This is a genomic window from Aliigemmobacter aestuarii (assembly GCF_004799285.1).
GTDB classification, from domain to species: Bacteria; Pseudomonadota; Alphaproteobacteria; order Rhodobacterales; family Rhodobacteraceae; genus Aliigemmobacter; species Aliigemmobacter aestuarii.
Genome location: NZ_SSND01000001.1, coordinates 1625713 through 1643661 on the forward strand (window position 1 = coordinate 1625713; position 17949 = coordinate 1643661).

The window sequence follows — 17949 nt, forward strand, 5'->3', positions numbered from 1 at the left end:
ACACAATTCCAGATCAATCGACCACTTCCGGGAGGAAAGAATGAACGTCAGAACGATTGCGGCAAGCGCCGCGGCACTGCTGGCCCTTGGGTCCGCCCCTGCCATCGCGAACCCGACGGGCGATGCGGAAGCCGGTGCGAAAGTGTTCGCCAAGTGCCAGACCTGCCACGTCATCGCGGATGCCGATGGAAACGTGCTTGGCGGCCGTAACGCCAAGACCGGACCCAACCTCTATGGCCTGCCCGGCCGCGTCGCCGGCACCTACGAGGGCTTCAACTACGGTGAATCGATCGTCGCCGTGGGTGCGGGCGGTTACGCCTGGGAAGAAGAGGGTTTTGTCGCGTATGTCGCCAATCCGGTGGACTTCCTGCGCGAGAAGACCGGCGACAAATCGGCCAAGTCGAAGATGAGCTTCAAGCTGCCGAAAGAGGAAGACGCGCGCAACGTCTATGCCTATATCGCGTCCCTGTCGCCCGCCGCCGATGCGGCAGCGGCCCCCGCGGAAGGCGAGGCTGCGCCCGCTTCGAACTGACTATCCGGCCGCAAGGCCCGATGCACGGCAAAAGGCCCCCGTCACCCCCCAAACGGGATGATGACGGGGGCCTTTCTGTTCCTGCCGCCGTCCTTCGGGATCAGTCCTGCCGGATGCCCTCGCGGAAGGCGCGTTCCAGAAAGGCGGCCGACCGGGTCAGGTAGGTTTCCACATTGCTGCGGCGAAACACGCCGTGGCCTTCGTTTTCAAACAGCATCGCCTCGTGCGGGATGCCCGCCGCCGTCAGCTCGCGCAGCGCGACATGGGTGTTTTCCGGCCCCACGTTGCTGTCGGCCAGACCGTGAACGATCATCACATGCCCGCGAATCCGGTCGATGAAATTGCCGGGCGAGGCGTTGGCGTATTTTTCCGGGAACTCTTCGGGCGTGCCGCCCATCATCTCTTCGGAATAGGCACGGCCATGGGGCATTTCGGTTTCGTGATAGTCGATGTCCAGCCGGTACATCCCGCACATCGGAATGGCCGCCGTCACCAGATCGGTGTGCCGGGTGATCGCGCACCATGAGGAAAACCCGCCATAGGAATTGCCCGCCACCGCGACAGGGCCGGGGATGCCCGCGGCCAGCGCGGCCTCGATCCCGGCGCGGATGTCGGCCTGTTCGCGTCCGCCCCAGCCGTCTTCCTTCACCGCCTCGCGGTGGTCGTAGCCAAAGCCGGTGGAGCCGCGATAGTTCGAATCCAGAACAGCATATCCCATCTGGACCCAGAAGCCGATCTTGGGATTGACCCAGTCTTCGGAATGCCAGGTCGGGCCACCGTGGACATAGGCGATCAGGCCGCGCGGCACGCCTTCGGGGCGGTAGAGCCAGCCCTGCATCGGTCGCCCGTCGGGCGAAGTCCAGCGGAAATCCTGCGGGCGGCTGTGGCGGCGGCCGGGTTCTGGCGCGGCCCGCGCCAGCAGGGTGCAGGTGCCATCGGCCGCCACCGCGACCAGATCGTGCGGCGCATCGGCATCATAGGCCTCGGCCAGCCAGCCGCCGCCCGGCAGGGCATCATGGGGCAGCAGGCTGCGGCGGCCTGAAAGGTTCGGCATGGGCCGGATCGCGCCCTTGGGGTCCACCAGAACAGCGCGGGTGTTTGACTGTTCGTGCACGATGCAGGCGAAGTCCGCGCCTGTCCCGGCCAGACATTCGAAGGGGAACAGGTCAGGCTCGCGCGCCAGCCAGTCCACCTTTCCGGTCGAAAGGGTCAGAATGCCCAGCCCGTCGCGCCGATCCTGATCGGCGACAAAGGCGATCCGGTCATCATCCAGCCAGACGCCGCGGGCGTTGCTGGCGGGGCCCAGGTTCAGCACCTCGACGGCGTTGCCGCCATCCACGCCCAGCACCCAAAGTTGCGTGCCCGCAGGCGCGTATTCGTGCCGGTGCCACAAGAGGCGCGTGCCATCGGGCGAAAGCCTGGGCCCGGTCTCGAACGGCGTATCCGACCGGGCAAGGCAGGTGCGCGCGCCGGTCGCCAGATCCTGACGCCAGATCCAGCCGCCCTCTGTCACCTCGCCCCGGTCGTAATTGAAATTCGCCGTGAAGATGACGGCGGAATCGTCACGGGTGAAAGAGCCTCCGTAAAGGTAATGGCTTGTCTGAGTGGGGGTCAGTTGCGAAAGCGCCCCGGTGGACCGGTCCAAGAGCAGCAGGTGGTCATGTTCGCAGGCATGAACCGACTGCGCGAGGATCAGGCGCATCCCGTCATGCGACACGTCGCGGATCAGGAAGTGATCTTGCCCCGTGGTCAGGCGTTCGGGCGGTGCCGATCCATCGGTCGGCGCGCACCAGACCTCGTCGGTTTCCGCAAGGCCCGACCAGCACCAGAACGCCCATCGCCCGTCACCCGAGGCATGGACATTCGACATCAGCGGCACGGCAGCCCAGAGCGCGGCGGGATCAGGCATCATCAGTCCTCGACATGGTGGCACGCGGCCGCGCGCCCCGGCCCGAGCGGGCGCAGCTCGGGCCGGGTTGTGCGGCACAGATCGGTGGCTTTCGGGCAGCGCCCGGCAAAGACGCAGCCCGGCGGCGGGTTCAGGACCGAAGGCAGTTCCCCCGGCAGGGCGGTGCCCAGACGCCCGCGTTCGCGGCGCGGGTCGGGTTCCGGAACGGCCTGCATGAGGGCCTGCGAATAGGGATGCAGCGGGCCGGCGTAAAAGGCATCGCGCGGCGCTGTTTCGACGACCCGGCCAAGGCACATCACCATCACGTCGTGGCTGATGTGGCGCACCACGGCCAAATTGTGCGAAATGAAGATCAGCGCCAGACCCATCCGTTCCTGAAGGTCCATCAGCAGGTTGATGACCTGCGCCTGGATCGAGACATCCAGCGCGGAAACCGGTTCATCGCAAACGATCAGCTTCGGCCGACCGATGATGGCACGCGCGATCCCCACGCGCTGCGCCTGCCCCCCGGACAGTTCATGCGGATAACGGTCGGCGAAATCTGCGGACAGGCCCACCTGTTCCAGCGCCTCGACCGCGCGGTCGCGGGCGGTGCGGCGCGACAGACCGGGTTCGAAGGTGGAAAGCGGGCGCGACACGATCCGCCCCAGCGTCATCCGCGGATCAAGCGCCGCGACCGGGTCCTGAAAGATGATCTGCATCTCGGCCCGGCGGCGGCGCAGGTCCTCGGCCGGGATCGCGGCCATGTCCTGGCCCTGCCACAGGACCTGGCCTTCGTTCGGTTCGATCAGGCGCAGCAGCGCGCGGCCCAGCGTGGACTTGCCGCAGCCGCTTTCGCCGACGATGCCCAGCGTCCGGCCCGGCTCCAGCGACAGCGACACGTCCAGCACGATGGGCAGGAACCGCGATCCTTGCCAAAGCCCGCCCGAGGCCACCTGATACCCCACGCCCAGATTGCGCGCCTCAAGCAGGGTCATTGCGCTTCCTCCACCAGATGGCAGGCGGCGCGGCGCCCCTCGCCGGTGATCCGCATCGGCGGGCGGGCCTTCGTGCAGATGTCGATCCGGTCGGGGCAGCGCGGGGCAAAGGGGCATCCCGACACGTCGCCGCCGCCCGACCGCGGCGTGCCGGGTATGGTGCCCAGCCGCGGCGTCAGGGGGGCTTCCAGCCGCGGCATGGCCGCCAGAAGCCCGCGCGTATAGGGATGGGCCGCATTGTCGAACAGGGTTTCGGTGCGCGCCTCTTCCATGACCCGACCGCCATAAAGCACCACCACCCGGTCGCACAATCGCGCCACCACGCCCAGATCATGTGTGACCAGAATGATCGAGGTGCCGGTTTCGCGCGCAAGTTCCGCCATCAGATCCAGCACCTGCGCCTGAATCGTCACATCCAGCGCGGTCGTCGGTTCATCCGCCAGCAAAAGCCGGGGCTTTGCCAGCAGCGCCATCGCGATCATCACGCGCTGACGCATTCCGCCGGAAAATTCGTGCGGATAGCGGCGGGCGCGGCTGGCGGCGTCGGGGATGCGCACACGGTCCAGCATGGCCACGGCCGCCTTCCACGCCGCATCGCGCGACAGGCCCTGATGCACGCGCAGCGTTTCCGCCAACTGATCGCCGACGCGCATGAAAGGGTTCAGCGATGTCATCGGGTCCTGAAAGATCATCGACAACGACTGGCCCCTCACGCGGTCCAGCGCGCGGGGCGGCAGCGACAGCAGGTCTTGCCCCTGAAACCGGACCTGCCCCCCGGCCCGCCCGTTCGAGGCCAGAAGCCCCATCATCGCATAAAGGATCTGGCTTTTCCCCGACCCGCTTTCGCCGACGATGCCCAGAACCTCGCCCGGCATCAGGTCAAGGCTGACGCCATCCACCGCCACCGCCTCGCCTTCGGGCAGGCGGAAGCGCACGGACAGGTCGCGGATCGAAAGAAGCGGTTCAGCGGTCATTCGGATCAAATGCGTCCCTCAGCCCGTCGGCGATGAAATTCAGGCAGAACAGCACGATGGCCAGCATCGTGCCGGGCAGCAGAAGAAGCCTCAGGTCGGTATCCATCGCGGCGGTCCCGGCCTGGATCAGGTTGCCCCAGCTTGCCTGCGGCTCCTTGATGCCGATGCCCAGGAAGGACAGGAAGCTTTCCGACAGGATCACCTCGGGCACCAGCAGGCTGCCGTAGACGATCACCACCGAAACGCAGTTCGGCACGATATGTTCGACAACGATCTGCCGGTGCGTCATCCCGCCCGCCCGCGCGGCCTCGATGAATTCCTTGCGGGCCAGCGACTGCGCCTGCGCCCGAACGATCACGGCGGGTGTCAGCCACAGGGTAAAGACGATGGCGGCAAACAGCGCGACGTTGCCGCCACCCAGAAGCAGGCTCAAAAGGATCACGAGGATCACATAGGGAAAGCCGTACAGGATCTCGACCAGGCGCATCATCAGCCCGTCCAGCCTGCCGCCCACATAGCCCGCGACGGCACCGTAAAGCACGCCGATCACGCCCGCCACCAGCGCGCCCAGAAAGCCGATGGTCAGCGAAACCTGCCCGCCTTCCAGCACCCGCACCAGAAGGTCGCGACCGAAATCGTCGGTGCCGAAGGGATGGATCGAGAACAGGTCGATCGGGGCCGAGATGTTGCCGAAATCGGCATCCTGCCCGGTGAAGGGAAAGAACATCGGCCCGAAGAAACAGGCCAGAACGATGAGGGTCAGAACATAGACCGACGCCATCGCAAGCCGGTTGCGCCGGAAGCGGCGGAACTGAAGGCCCAGCGTCGATACCGGGCGCGGCGGGACGATCTCAACCGTCATGGCGCAGCCTCGGGTCTAGCCAGGCGCGAACCAGGTCCGTGGCGATGTTGAACAGGATGAGAAGCCCGCCGTACAGTAGCGTGATCCCCATCACCAGCGGGTAATCCCGGTTCAGAGCCGCATCGACGAAATGCCGCCCGATGCCCGGCAGGGCAAAGATCGTCTCGATCAGGATCGACCCGGTGATGATGGCCGCGGTCGCAGGCCCCAGATAGGCGATCACCGGCAAAAGCGTGCCCTTCAGCGTGTGACGCCAGATCGTGCGCCATTCACCGATTCCCTTGGCGCGCGCGGTGCGGACATAGTTTTCACGCATGGTTTCAATCATCGAGGTGCGCGTCAGACGCGAGATGTAGGCGATGTTCGGAAGGCTCAGCACGATCACCGGCAGGATGAGCGACCGCCAGCCATCGTTCCAGCCGCCCACCGGCACCCAGGACAGCTTCAGCGCAAAGACCGCCTGCATGACCGGTCCGATCACAAAGATCGGTATGGCGATCCCGATCACGCCGATGGTGCCCGCCGCGTAATCGGTGAACCCGTTGCGGCGCAAGGCCCCGGCGACGCCAAGCGCGATTCCCACGGTGGTGGCCACGATCACGGCCCAGAACCCGATGGTCAGCGAATAGGGCAGGCCCGAGGCGATGATGTCGCCCACCGAATAATCCCTGAACCGCGTGGACGGCCCCAGATCAAGCCGCAGCAGGCCCCAGACGAAGCGGCCGAACTGCATCCACAGCGGTTCGTCCAGATGATAGGTTGCCTCGATATTGGCGATGACTTCGGGCGACAGCTTGCGGTTCTTGGAAAACGGCCCACCGGGGGCGAGCCGCATTACAAAGAACGTCAACGTGACCAGCGCGGCCAGCGTCAACGCCCCGTTCCACAACCGTTTCACCACGAATCGGATCATGCGAGGGCCCCGGCGAGGCGGGCCGTGGCCCGCCCCGCCCCATGCTCATTCCAGCGACAGGAACTGGCTGTTGTTGTAGCCCGCGACCGAGACGGCATAGCCCTTGACCTTCTTCGACACTAGACGGCGGAAAGGTTCGATGGCGATCGGCGCGAAAAGGACGTCGTCCAGCAGGATCTGTTCGGCCTTGGCCAGTTCGACGTTGCGTTCGGCGCGATCTGCCTTGCTTGCCGCAACATCCATCTGGGCGTCGAATTCCGGCTTGTCCCAGTTATACCCGGCATCCGCCGAAGGCCGCATGTAGGCAAGGAACGTCTCGGCGCCGGCGAAATCGCCCACGAGGTTGTCGGCGAAGACATCCCAGGTGCCCGCGTAGAAGGAATCAAGCCAGGCCTTGCGTTCCAGCGATTCGACCGATGCCTCGACACCCAGCGTCTGCTTCCACATCAGGGAAATGCCCTGCGCCAGGCGGATGCGGTCTTCGGCCACGGTGGTCACGATGTTCAGCTTCAGCGGATTGTCCGGCCCGAAGCCCGCCGCCGCCATCAACTCCTGCGCCTTGGCGTTGCGGTCCGCCTGCGTCATCGACGCTTCGGGAATGGTCGGACCCTGATAGGTGGGGTCGAAGCCCCCCGCATAGGAATAGGACGGGATCGCACCGCCCTTGACGATCTTTTCCTGCAGAAGCTCTCGGTCGATGGCCAGCGACAGGGCGCGGCGCACGTCGATATTCTGCAGTTCGGGCTTGGTCAGGTTGAAGGTGTAGTAGGTCACTTCGGTCGACGGGCCAATGATGACCTCGTCGGGCATGTCGGCTTTCAGCTGGTCGATTTGGTTGACGGGGATGTCATAGGTGATGTCGATCTCGCCCGCCTGAAAGCGTTTCAGTTCGGTCACGACATCCTCGGTCACATGGTATTTCACCTGCTTGATCGAGACATTGGCCGCATCCCAGTAGTTCGGGTTCGCCTCAAGCAGGACGTGGGATTGGGGCACGACCTCCTTGATGACATAGGCGCCATTTCCGACGACCTTCGCCGGGTCAATGAACACCGCCGAACCAGCCTCGGCATAGCTTGGGCCATGCAGCGGCGCGACCTGGAACGATCCCATGATGTCAAGGATATGCGGCGCAGGCGTTTCCATTTCCACCACGACCGTGCGGTCATCGGGTGCGGTTACGCCCAGGGTCGCCGGGTCGGTGGTTTCCCCGTTGGCCAGCGCTTCGGCCCCTTTGATCTGGATGACGGAATAGAAGTAATACCCCTTTTCCGAAGCCGTTTCGGGATTGAGCGTGCGCAGGATGCCGTCAACGAACTGCTGCGCCACCAAGGGATCGCCGTTCGACCATTTGAGGCCCTCGCGCAGGCGGAAGGTGTAGGTCTTGCCATCCTCGCTGACCTCCCAGCTTTCGGCGGCGCCGGGAATGACCTTGCCCTCGCCATCGAAATTCACCAGCCCCTCGTAGGCGTCGGACTGGATCCAGCCTGCGGCCGCGTCGAAGTTCACATGCGGATCAAGCGACGACCATTCTGATCCGATGCCCCGATCCAGCACGCCATCGGTGGCAAGCGCCGGGGATGCAACCGCCAGGGCAAGCGCCATCGCCGCCGAGGCAAGCCAGTTTGACAATCCGGTTCCCTTCATCTCGAAAACTCCCTGTTCATCTGTGTTATGGTTCAGTCGGAAAGCAGGTGGCCCTGCCGCAGGATCGTTTCCCCCGCGACATGGCACATGCCCTGACCCTTCATCACGAAAGGCCAGAGTTCGCGCCGGAACAGGATTCCGGTCGCAGGTGAAAGGACGGGCAAGCGCTGCCGCTTCGTCGGGTCCGAGACATGGGCCAACGTATCCCCGGTCGCGACCCTGTCGCCGGGGCAATGCAGCCAGGTCACGATCCCGCCCTGGGGGGCGAAAGCCTCGACCGCGCCGCCCAGGGGATAGAGCGGCGGCAGCGGATGGGCCGGGGCCGCCGTGCCCGAAACCGCGCCGACCGCACCCAAAAAGACCATCAGGTTTTCAGCGTCCCGCGCGGCGGTCGCGTCGTCAACGTCGCCCTGACCGCGATATTCCAGCGTCGATGAAAAGCATCCCGCCGGGATCGGGTGGCGCCCGGCGTGGCGCGCGGCCAGATCGCGCCAGGGGGCGGTATGCGCCTCGTCAAAGGCGTTCCCGCCCGACACATCCTGAACCAGCGCCAGTTCCGCCCCGATCGAACGGCACAGAAGTTCGGTATCGGCCGGGCGAAGGCCCGAGGCGTAAAGATGCAGGATCGCGACGTGATCGCAATGCAGATCAAGCACGTAATCGGCGTCATGCGACCATTGCATCAGGCGCAGGCGCAGTTCGTCCGGTTCGGTCAGGGGCGCGACGCGCGCAAGCGCGGCGCCGAATGCCGCCCGGACCGCGGCCTTGTTGTGATCGGGGTCATCCGTCAGCACCCCGTCCAGATCATCGCCGACAAGCGCCGCAAGATCGGGATACCCGCGGTTGAAGTTGCGCATGGTTTCCAGATCCTGCCGGCCCTGCGGCTTGTTCTGGACCCATTGCATCAGGCCGATCGGGTTGGCCAGCGGCACGACCGACACCTGCCCAGTGATCCGGCCCTGACGTTCGGCTTCGTCCAGACGATCCATCAGATGCCACAGAGCCAGCGGCCCCGGCATTTCATCGGCATGAAGCCCGCCGTGCAGATAGACCTTTGGCCGCGCCTCGCGTTCCCCCCAGACATGGCATGTCATTGTGCGGGACGATCCCGGACTGACCGCTGACAGGGAAACGGATTCGGACCTCATACACTCCTCATGGGCCCTGGCCCGAACGAGGGAAAGCGTAGGCCCGATGCGAAACGGGCGTCAAGCGGGATTGTCGTTACCTCCTGCGGTAACCGGCCCGGCCTGACGGCTTCAGATATGGTCGCGCTGGATCGCCTCGTTCCAGGCGCGACGAAACACCTCATGTCCGTTTTCGGTGATCCGCAGCCAGGCCGACAGATGGAAATGCGTCGCATCGCAGGACAGCCGCGTTTCGCTTTCATGGCCAAGCGTTGCATCGGCGCGGATCTGGCTGACGCGATACCGGGTGACAAGGCAGGCCGACAAAGGATCGCCATCGATGATTTCATAGCGGGCGAAGCCTTCCGATGCCTGGCGGATGCCGATGTCCGTCATCGTGTGGTCATAGGTCCAGCGCGGGAAATCCACCGTGATCCGCCCGGTCAAAAGATCGCGCGTCACTCGGCGCGGATGCCCGGGCGTGACGGGGTGATCGGTAACCGGGCTCTGCGGCGCGTGTTCCGGAGGATCGAAGGCGCGCAGGGCGGCATCCGCGGCACGCGGCGGGCGCACCGGCACGTCAAGTCTGGTCTGCCCGCAATCGACCGTCAGCATCGTCAGCTCCGGCGAGGGCCAGGCAATCGGCCAGTATGTCGATGACAGGGAAAGGCCGATCCGGTGGCCCGCAGGAAAGGCATGGGCGATGTCGTCCAGTTCCACTACCACCGTGATGAACTCCCCCGGTGTCAGGGGTTCGGGCCGGTCGTGCCCCTTGTGATGCGTCAGGTTCAGAAGGCCCAGCGTCACCCGCGTCGACGAACCATCAGGGGCCACATCGTTCAGGCGGACAGCGGCAAGCGCCAGCGGCCTGTCGGACGCCACGCGCAGCGTCAGCCGGGGCGCGCCCAGGATCTCGACCCGGTCGGGCAGGGGTTCGCTCTGCCATACCAGCGAGCCCGCGTCATCCTCGCGCTGGTCGGTCGGCCAGTCGGCTTCATCGCCATAGCGTCCGATCTCGCCCGCGGCCAGACCGACCCAGAGCGGGGACCGGACCCGCGCCAAACCCGCCTGCGGTGCGGCCGCCAACCTCCCGCCCACAGGGTGAAGAGCCTCCCAACGGATCCGGGGCGATGGCCAGGCATCCTCGCCCACCCAGCGGCCGGGGCGATGACGATAGCAGGTGGCGGGCGGCACGCTGTCCTGCATCCAGACACGCAGCGCCGGTTCGTCCATGATCCCGGTATCGCGCCCCTTCATCCAGTGATCGCACCAGCGGATGACCTCTTGCAGCCAGCCGATGGCGGGTTCCACCGTCACGTCATGCGGAAAGGAATGGGCCCAGGGCCCGATCAGCCCGCGACAGGGCGATGACAGGCCCGCCAGAAGACGCGGCACCGCTTCGGAATAATTGTCGGCCCAACCCGACACCGCATAGACGGGCACGCGGATCGCGGCGAAAACCTCGCAGACCGATCCCTGCCGCCAGTAGCCATCCCGCCGCTGATGGGCCAGCCAGGTCAACCCCCAGGGACGGTTCGCCCGGATCCGGTCCATCCAGATGTCGCGCCAGGCCGGGCCGTGGATCGCCGGATCGGGCGGCAGATCCTGCGAGGCCATCATCGTGCCTGACCAGTCGATGTTGTCCTTCGACAGGCAACCGCCGATGTAGTGCACATCCGTGGCATAGCGGTCATCGGTGAAGCCGACCGCGATCACCGTCTTCAGCGCGGGCGGCTGCCGGGCGGCGATCTGCAACCCGTTGAACCCGCCCCAGCTGATGCCGATCATTGCGACCTGCCCGTCGCACCAGTCCTGCGCGGCAATCCAGGCGATGACATCGCTACCGTCTTTCTGTTCGACAGGCGTGTATTCGTCGACGATCACGCCCTCGCTTTCGCCGGTGCCCCTGATGTCGACGCGCAGGCAGGCATAGCCATGCCCCGCCAGATACATGTGCAGGCCCTGATCGCGAGTGCGGGTGCCGTCATGCTTGCGATAGGGAAGGTATTCCAGGATCGCCGGAACCGGATCGGCCCCGGCGGGCCGCCACAGTTTCGCGGCAAGCCGGGTGCCGTCGGGCAAGGGAATGAACAGGTTTTCGACAACCTCGACCGGGTGGGGAAACTGGGTGCGGACGGTTGTCAAGCATCGCTCCGGCTGACCGTGTCTGCCGACACTGCACCAGCCTTCCCGCGGCTGTCAAACGCCGGCGCGGGCGAACCCCCCAGCGCGTTTGTCCGGGGGGCATCAAACGGCGGTCGCGGTGCACCAGTCCAGAACGGCGGCCGGATCGGCGGGCAGTTCGGTGGCCATCCCTTCGGCAAAGGTTTCGAACGCCGCGCGATGGCCGTGTCCCACGGCAAGGATGACCGGCACGCCCGAGGCCAGCGCCTGGCCGATGAACGGGCGAAAACCGCGGCCTTCGGCCTCGGTCCGGCCGAACTTGTTCACGATGGCCAGTCGCGCGCCGGTGTCCAGAACCGCCGCGGCAAGCCCGACAGCCTGTTCAAGCCCGTCTGGATCAAGGCGGCAGCCTTCCGACAGCGCCCCCAGATCCTGGGTGATGCGCACCACGCGACCCGTCGACAGGACATGCAGGTCCATGTCGCACTTGTCGTCGGCGCCTGCGACGTTGACCTGCACCGCCCCGGCCAGCGGCCAGCCGCGCGCCTCAAGATCACGGGCAAGATCGGCGAGGATGCGGTTGGCCTTGCCGCGTTCGTCGCAACTGATGAATGCAAGCATGGGGTCCGCCGCCTTGTGTTTCCGCGCCTGTGCCTGCTTACATGGCACGCGCCCCCATTGGAAGCAAAGCCATGACCGCCGCCGCCCCTACCCCGCCCGAGTCCCTTCTCCCCATCGCGGGGGTGATCCTTGCCGGTGGCCGGGGAAGCCGCATGGGCGGCGTGGACAAGGCCTTGATCCCTCTGGGCGGGCGGGCGCTGGCCGATCACGTCCGCGACCGTCTGGCGCCGCAGGTCGCGGCGCTGGCAATCAGCGCGAATGGCGATCCGGGCCGTTTTTCCGGCACCGTCCTGCCCGATCCCCTGCCCGATCAGCCGGGCCCGCTTGCCGGGGTTCTGGCGGCGATGGACTGGGCCGGGGGCCTTGGGTTCGGCCATGTGGTGACGGTGTCGACGGACACCCCTTTCCTTCCCCGCGATCTGGTGCGTCGGCTTTGGGCCGGGGGGTCCGGCGGCCCGGCCATCGCGGCGACAGAAACGGCGCCCGGCGTTCTGCGCGCCCATCCCACCTTTGGCCTGTGGCCGGTCGGCCTTGCCACCGACCTGCGCGAAACGCTGGCGCGCGGGGATCGAAAGGTGATGCTGTGGGCCGAACGGCAGGGCGCGACACTCGTGCCCTTTGCCACGGGGACGGTGGACCCATTCTTCAACATCAACACGCCCGACGACCTGGCCCAGGCCGAACGCCTGCTGCCGATCTGCCCCCAGGCCTAAAGGCCGCCGCCCCGGCGGATGAAATAGGCGGTGGCATCGCCTTCAGCCCGGCTTTCAAGAAACTCGTGTCCCGCTTCGGCGCAGAAATGCGGCACGTCGATCACGGCGGCCGGATCGGTCGCCAGAAGGCGCAGGGTCTGCCCCGGCGCCATGCCCAGCAACCGCTTGCGCGCACGCAAGACAGGCAGCGGGCACAAAAGCCCGATCGCGTCCAGATCCTCGTCCCAGGTCATGGCCCGCTATAGCCCTGTCGCCCCGCCCCGTCCACCTTGGCCGACGTCCTTCGCGGCGGCGAAACCAGCGTGCGCGCCGTATCCATCAGCGCCTGAAGAACGGGCGTATGGGGTTCCTGATGCGCGGCGATCAGACCGACCGAAGGCACGGCCCCCGATTGCCGGATCGGCACGATCCGCAGATCCTTGCCGGTTGTCAGGAACTCGGCCATGTCATTGGGCAGGATGGTGACCCAGTCGCCGTGGCTGACGTTGGCCACCAGAACCACCGTCGAGTTGCTTTCGATCGAGGCCGTCGGGGCGATGCCCGCCTCCATGAAGCAGCGGTTGATGATGCGGCGGTTCTGCATGTCGGGCGTCAGCAGGCAAAGCCGCTGGTCCTTCAGGTCGGCCCATTCGATGCTCGTGTTGTCGGCCAGCGGATGATCCTTCCGGCACACCAGCGTATAGGTTTCCCGGTACAGAAAGCAGGTCGAGACGCGGCCAAGCGGTTCATTGTCAAGATAGGTGATCCCGGCATCGACATCGAGGTTTTCCAGCATCTCAAGCACCTCGGCCGAGGTGCGCGACAGGATGGTAAAGCTGACCTTGGGGTGGCTTTCGCTGAAGGACGCGGCCAGTCGCGAGGCCCATGTCAGGGCGGTGGGAACCACGGCCAGCCGCAACTGGCCCGCAAGACCCGTGCCGGAAAACCGCATCTCTTCCCGAAGGCGGCGCGCATCGCCCACGATCCGGCGCGCCCAGTCCAGCGCACGCAGCCCCTCGGGCGTAAGCCCGCGAAAGCGCGACCCCCGTTGCACAAGCTTCACGCCCAACTGTTCCTCAAGCTGGCGGATGCCCGTGGACAGCGACGGCTGGGTGATGCCAAGGCTTTCGGCGGCCTTGCCGAAATGCTGTTCCTTCGCCAGCGCGATCAGCATTTCAAGTTTTCCGATCATGTCTGACCCATCGAAACCGGTTTCTTCGATAGGCGGATCGAATAGAAAAACGCGCGCCAAGGCAACCGGCTTGTCGCGCGCCACCGCCGCACATCCCCGTCAGGGCCGGTTCCGGGTTGGGTGCCCCCGGTCCGCGATCTGCGTCAACACGTCGTGCCGGCCCAGGGCACGTTGCGCGGCCTGTTTCAGCGCCGCGCTTTCCGCCCTTGCCCGCGCCAGTTCGACGTTCAAGAGCGCGCGGCGGTCATCGCACCAGCGGTTGTAGGCCAGCGCCGGGCGCGGATCGCCCTGCCATTCGGGCAGGTCGATCGGCTGGGATGTGGTCGCCGCGATCTGGCGGGCGATCCGGTCTTCGCGCGCGATCGCGGCCCTACAGGCGCCCAGATCCCGGTCGCGGATCAGTTCGGCAAGGCGAACCAGCCGCACAAGCCTGGGATCACGGTCGGGCATGGGCCTTGCCCAGCTTGCGGATGCGTTCGGCATAGCGGATCGCGGCCGCGACGGCGCGGTAGTGTTCGGGGCGGATTTCCTCGCCCAGGGCCACGACCGCGTGGATCGCCCGTGCCGTTGGCGGATCGGACCTGATCGGGACGCCCGCCAGCATCGCCCTTTCGCGGATGCGCGCGGCGACCTCATCCACGCCCTTGGCCAGACAGACAGGCGCCCGTCCCGATGCGGGGCCCCATTGCAGGGCGACGGCGTAATGCGTGGGGTTGACGATGACCACATCGGCCTTCGGCACATCGGCCAGCATCCGGTTCTGCGCGATGTCCATCCCGCGCTGTCGGCGCCTTGCCTTTGTGGCGGGGTCGCCCTCCTGATCCTTCAGTTCATCCATCAGTTCTTTCCGGCTCATCCGGTTGCGGTGCAGGAAATCGGCCTTCTGCCAAAGGTGATCGGCGCCTGCGATGACAAGGCTTACGCCCACGACCAGCGCCAGAAAGGCCAGCATCTGCGCAAAGATCTGCGGCAGCGCCAACCCAATCGGCATCTGCGCAAGCAGCGCGATCCCCTCGCCCTGGCCCTTCAGGAACCAGATCAGCACGGCGGCGATGGCAAACAGCTTTACCGTGTTCTTCGCGAATTCCACGAGGCCGGTGCGGCCGAACTTGTTGCGGGCATTCGCGATCGGCGAGATGCGCGACAGTTTCGGCATGAGGTTTTCGGGCGTCATCAGGATGCCCTTGAAGGCGATCAGGAACAAAAGGATCACGGCCATCGGCACAAGGAACAGCGTCGCCCCCACCAGACCCAGATGCAGGAACGGCATCATCGGCGGCGACGGCGACAGCAGCTGTGCGGCAAGCGGCCCGGGGCGGGCCAGAAAATGCGCCAGCACCGGCCCGGCCTGTTGCACGATCCACGCCCCCAGAAGCCAGACGACCGCCGCATGACCCAGAAAGGACACCGCCGATGTCAGGTCATTCAGGCGGGGTGCGTCGCCTTTCTCTCGCGCCTGTTCCAGCCGCCTTGGCGTTGGTTCATGTTCCTTTTCCGAGGCGTCCTGTTCCTCGCTCATCTGCGCCCCCCGAACGGGTCTGCCAGCGCCGCACCGGCGTCATGCCCCCAATGGGCCAGGATCAGGGGCGCCGTCACGGCCAGAAGGACAAGGCCCAGAAGGGTGATCGCCGGGGCGCCGACAAAGACCACCATCAGTTGCGGCATGGCCCGGTTGATGACCCCGAGCGCGAGGTTGAACAGCAGGGAGACCGCGACGAACGGCGCCGCCAGAGCCAGCGCCAGACCGAACACATGAGCCAGATTGGCCACGCCCCAGGCCGTGAAGGAACCGGCCGACAGCGCCTCGCCCGCGGGGAAAGGCCTGTAGGACAAGACGATCAGCCGGACCGCCTCGACATGCATGCCGGACAGGACGAACAGCGCCAGACCCGCCCAGACAAGCAGGTTCGACAGAACCGGCGAGGGTTCAACACCCGGCGCGGCGAAAAGGTGCGACAGCGCCACCGATTGGGCCATGATCGCACCGGCGATCTGGAAGGCCTGCACGAAGAGACGCAGCAGAAAGCCGATGCACAGGCCAACCACCGTTTCGGTGACGATCACGCGCAAGGACAGAGCCGGCGCGGCCTCCGGCCCAAGCGCGGGCGTGACCGCGACGGTCAGCGCAAGGGCCAGCGCGGCACGCACGCGCATGGGCACGCTCGCCTCGCCCAGGGCGGGCAGCAATGCCATGGCCGCACCGATCCGCAACAGGACGGGATAGGCCGCCATCAGCATCGCCTGAAGCTGTTCGATGGCGATCAGGGCGATCTGGTACAGGGCCGTCACGCGGGCACCGTCCCCACCATCGCGGGCCGCGCGGTGACCCCGATTTCATCGTAGGACAGCACGGGCATCGGCAGGCCCTTCGCCTCGACCACGGTTCGCAGAAAGCGGCGGCGCAGCGCCGAGGTGACAAGGGCGGGTCTTGTCCCGCTTTCCGAAACGCGGCGGAACTGGTCGGCGATGCCGGTGATCAGCCTGCCGAAATCCGCCGGGGGCAGCGCCACGTCGACCAGGCCGCGTTCGCCCTCGATCTGATGTTCGGCAAAATGCCGTTCCCAATCCGGGGCCAGCTGGATCAGCGGGATCGACCCGTCGTCGCGCTTCTGTCCGGCGATGATCTGGAACCCCAGGCGTCGCCGCACATGTTCACAGACAGCCTCGGCCGACCCTGCGCTTCGCGCCTCGGCAATGGATTCGAGGATCAAGGGAAGGTTGCGGATGGAAACACGCTCTTCCAACAGCAGCCGCAGGACCGACAGAAGCAGGTCCACGGGCACCTTTTCAGGGATCAGGTCGGCCAGCAGGCGCCGGTTCGCCTCCGCCCGGGCCGGATCGGACACATTGGGAAATTCGTCCAGCAGCCGCCTGAGGGATTTGAGGGACAGAAGCCGCGCCAGATTGCCCCGCAGCACTTCCAGAAGATGGGTGGCCAGAACCTCGGTCGGTGAAACGACGGTCAGGCCGGACAGGGCGGCGGTATCGTGATCGGACCGCGCGATCCATCGGGCGGGAGCGCCATAGACGGGTTCGCTGACGTCAGGACCCGGCGGCGCCTCGGTCCGGTCATCCAGAAGGCAGAGGACGCGGTCTGAAACGATGCGGCCCTTCGCCCATTCCACCCCTTGCAGCCGGATGCGGTAAGCCCCCGGTTCAAGAGCCGGATCATCCGTCAGCCGGATTTCCGGCAGGATCAGGCCATAGGTGGTGGCGACATGGCTGCGCATGTTGCGGATGCGCCCATCCATACCCGTCGCGGGGTCCAGCGCCAGGGCGACCAGATCAGGCGAGAATTCGATGTGGATCTCGTCGAAGTCGAGGACATCGCCCAGGGGGGCGGGCATAGCCGTGACAGCGGCGGCGTTGGCATCCGGCATCGGCCGCAGGTCGCGGCGCGCGCCAAGCCAGGCCGCCCCGCCAAGCATGATCGCTCCCAGAATGAAGGGAATGAACGGCAGGCCGGGCACGAAGGCGAAAAGGGCCATCAGCAGGCTGACGGTTCCCAGGGCGGCCGGATAGCGGCCAAGCTGGGCCATCATCGACACATCGACCGCGCCCGAAGCACCGCCCCGCGACAGCAGCAGCGCCGCGGCGATCGAGATGATGACCGCCGGGATCTGCGAAACCAGCCCGTCGCCGACCGTAAGGATGGCATAGGTTTCGAAGGCATGCGCCATCGGCATGCCGTGAAGCGCCACACCGACGACCAGCCCGACCACGATGTTGAGCGCCGTGATCAGGAGCCCGGCGATCGCGTCGCCCTTGACGAATTTCGACGCGCCGTCGAGCGAGCCGAAAAAGTTCGTCTCGGCCAGTTCGCGTTCGCGTCGGGCCTTCGCCTCGGCATGGTCGATGGCGCCGGCCGCCATGTCGCTGTCGATCGCAAGCTGCCTGCCCGGCATGCCGTCCAGCGCGAACCTTGCGCCGACCTCGGCCATCCGCCCCGCGCCCTTCGTGATCACCACGAAGTTGACGATCATCAGAACGCAGAAGATCACCACACCCAGAAGGACACTGCCCCCCATGATGAAATCGGCAAAGCCCTGGATGACATGTCCCGCCGCGTCGGTACCGGTGTGGCCCTGACCGATGATCAGCTTGGTCGAGGATACGTTCAGCGAAAGCCGCAGCATCAGCGAGGCCAGCAGGATCGTCGGGAAGGCCGAGAAATCGAGCGGCCTTTCGACGAAAAGCGTGATGGTGAACATCAGGATCGCCAGAGCGAAGGACAGTGCGAGACCCAGATCCAGAAGCCAGGACGGCACCGGCAAGACCATCATCACGATCACCGCCATCAACGCCAGGGCAAGCAGGATCGTCGGGCGCTTCACGATGGTCCAGGCGGTGGTCATGGCGTCTCTCGGCTGTCTTTCGCA

The 17949-nt window shown here is 66.0% G+C and carries 17 protein-coding genes; 2 read left to right on the forward strand and 15 right to left on the reverse strand.

Translation table 11 applies throughout. The features are described from left to right. Window positions 1–40: 40 nt before the first annotated feature. Window positions 41–532 (forward strand): c-type cytochrome, encoded by a 492-nt coding sequence (locus E7811_RS07945; RefSeq protein ID WP_136393980.1) that lies wholly within the window; start codon window positions 41–43, stop codon window positions 530–532. A gap of 100 nt (window positions 533–632) precedes the next feature. Here the strand turns inward: E7811_RS07945 and E7811_RS07950 are convergent, their stop codons facing one another. The 9 genes from E7811_RS07950 to E7811_RS07990 all read right to left on the reverse strand — a co-directional run bounded on the left by E7811_RS07950 (window position 633) and on the right by E7811_RS07990 (window position 11686). Beyond that, complete coding sequence (locus tag E7811_RS07950) at window positions 633–2441, reverse strand: S9 family peptidase (protein ID WP_168732948.1); 1809 nt, start codon at window positions 2439–2441, stop codon at window positions 633–635. Between the two features lie 2 nt (window positions 2442–2443). Continuing rightward, window positions 2444–3418: an ABC transporter ATP-binding protein gene (locus E7811_RS07955; protein ID WP_136393982.1), complete on the reverse strand. Its 975-nt coding sequence runs from the start codon at window positions 3416–3418 to the stop codon at window positions 2444–2446. After that, window positions 3415–4392 carry an ABC transporter ATP-binding protein gene (locus tag E7811_RS07960; RefSeq protein WP_136393983.1) on the reverse strand — a complete coding sequence of 326 codons (978 nt, stop codon included), beginning with the start codon at window positions 4390–4392 and terminating at the stop codon, window positions 3415–3417. Before E7811_RS07960 ends, E7811_RS07955 begins: the two co-directional genes overlap by 4 nt. Next, window positions 4382–5254 carry an ABC transporter permease gene (locus tag E7811_RS07965; protein ID WP_136393984.1) on the reverse strand — a complete coding sequence of 291 codons (873 nt, stop codon included), beginning with the start codon at window positions 5252–5254 and terminating at the stop codon, window positions 4382–4384. The genes E7811_RS07960 and E7811_RS07965 overlap by 11 nt, the downstream gene beginning before the upstream one ends. Further along, complete coding sequence (locus E7811_RS07970; protein WP_136393985.1) at window positions 5244–6167, reverse strand: ABC transporter permease; 924 nt, start codon at window positions 6165–6167, stop codon at window positions 5244–5246. The genes E7811_RS07965 and E7811_RS07970 overlap by 11 nt, the downstream gene beginning before the upstream one ends. Before the next feature lie 45 nt (window positions 6168–6212). After that, the gene (locus E7811_RS07975) at window positions 6213–7814 is read right to left on the reverse strand and encodes a peptide ABC transporter substrate-binding protein (RefSeq protein ID WP_136393986.1); all 1602 of its coding nucleotides are present in this window, start codon (window positions 7812–7814) and stop codon (window positions 6213–6215) included. Between the two features lie 32 nt (window positions 7815–7846). Further along, window positions 7847–8908: a succinylglutamate desuccinylase/aspartoacylase family protein gene (locus tag E7811_RS07980; RefSeq protein ID WP_168732949.1), complete on the reverse strand. Its 1062-nt coding sequence runs from the start codon at window positions 8906–8908 to the stop codon at window positions 7847–7849. Between the two features lie 165 nt (window positions 8909–9073). Then, window positions 9074–11086, reverse strand: a complete 2013-nt coding sequence (locus tag E7811_RS07985) for a CocE/NonD family hydrolase (protein ID WP_136393988.1) — start codon at window positions 11084–11086, stop codon at window positions 9074–9076. A gap of 102 nt (window positions 11087–11188) precedes the next feature. Then, window positions 11189–11686: a DUF2478 domain-containing protein gene (locus E7811_RS07990; RefSeq protein WP_136393989.1), complete on the reverse strand. Its 498-nt coding sequence runs from the start codon at window positions 11684–11686 to the stop codon at window positions 11189–11191. A 71-nt stretch (window positions 11687–11757) separates the two neighbouring features. Here E7811_RS07990 and mobA point away from each other — a divergent pair, with 71 nt between their 5' ends. Further along, window positions 11758–12399, forward strand: a complete 642-nt coding sequence (gene mobA, locus E7811_RS07995) for a molybdenum cofactor guanylyltransferase MobA (protein ID WP_136393990.1) — start codon at window positions 11758–11760, stop codon at window positions 12397–12399. Here the strand turns inward: mobA and E7811_RS08000 are convergent. The 6 genes from E7811_RS08000 to E7811_RS08025 all read right to left on the reverse strand — a co-directional run bounded on the left by E7811_RS08000 (window position 12396) and on the right by E7811_RS08025 (window position 17925). After that, the gene (locus E7811_RS08000) at window positions 12396–12632 is read right to left on the reverse strand and encodes a sulfurtransferase TusA family protein (RefSeq protein WP_136393991.1); all 237 of its coding nucleotides are present in this window, start codon (window positions 12630–12632) and stop codon (window positions 12396–12398) included. The genes mobA and E7811_RS08000 overlap by 4 nt on opposite strands. After that, window positions 12629–13570 carry a LysR family transcriptional regulator gene (locus E7811_RS08005; protein ID WP_136393992.1) on the reverse strand — a complete coding sequence of 314 codons (942 nt, stop codon included), beginning with the start codon at window positions 13568–13570 and terminating at the stop codon, window positions 12629–12631. Before E7811_RS08005 ends, E7811_RS08000 begins: the two co-directional genes overlap by 4 nt. 99 nt (window positions 13571–13669) lie before the next feature. Further along, the gene (locus E7811_RS08010; RefSeq protein ID WP_136393993.1) at window positions 13670–14020 is read right to left on the reverse strand and encodes a hypothetical protein; all 351 of its coding nucleotides are present in this window, start codon (window positions 14018–14020) and stop codon (window positions 13670–13672) included. Then, entirely contained in the window at window positions 14007–15089 is a 1083-nt protein-coding gene (gene flhB / locus E7811_RS08015) for a flagellar type III secretion system protein FlhB (RefSeq protein WP_136393994.1), read from the reverse strand. The genes E7811_RS08010 and flhB overlap by 14 nt, the downstream gene beginning before the upstream one ends. Further along, complete coding sequence (locus tag E7811_RS08020; RefSeq protein WP_246020262.1) at window positions 15086–15859, reverse strand: flagellar biosynthetic protein FliR; 774 nt, start codon at window positions 15857–15859, stop codon at window positions 15086–15088. Before E7811_RS08020 ends, flhB begins: the two co-directional genes overlap by 4 nt. Further along, complete coding sequence (locus E7811_RS08025) at window positions 15856–17925, reverse strand: flagellar biosynthesis protein FlhA (protein WP_136393995.1); 2070 nt, start codon at window positions 17923–17925, stop codon at window positions 15856–15858. Before E7811_RS08025 ends, E7811_RS08020 begins: the two co-directional genes overlap by 4 nt. Window positions 17926–17949: the final 24 nt, after the last annotated feature.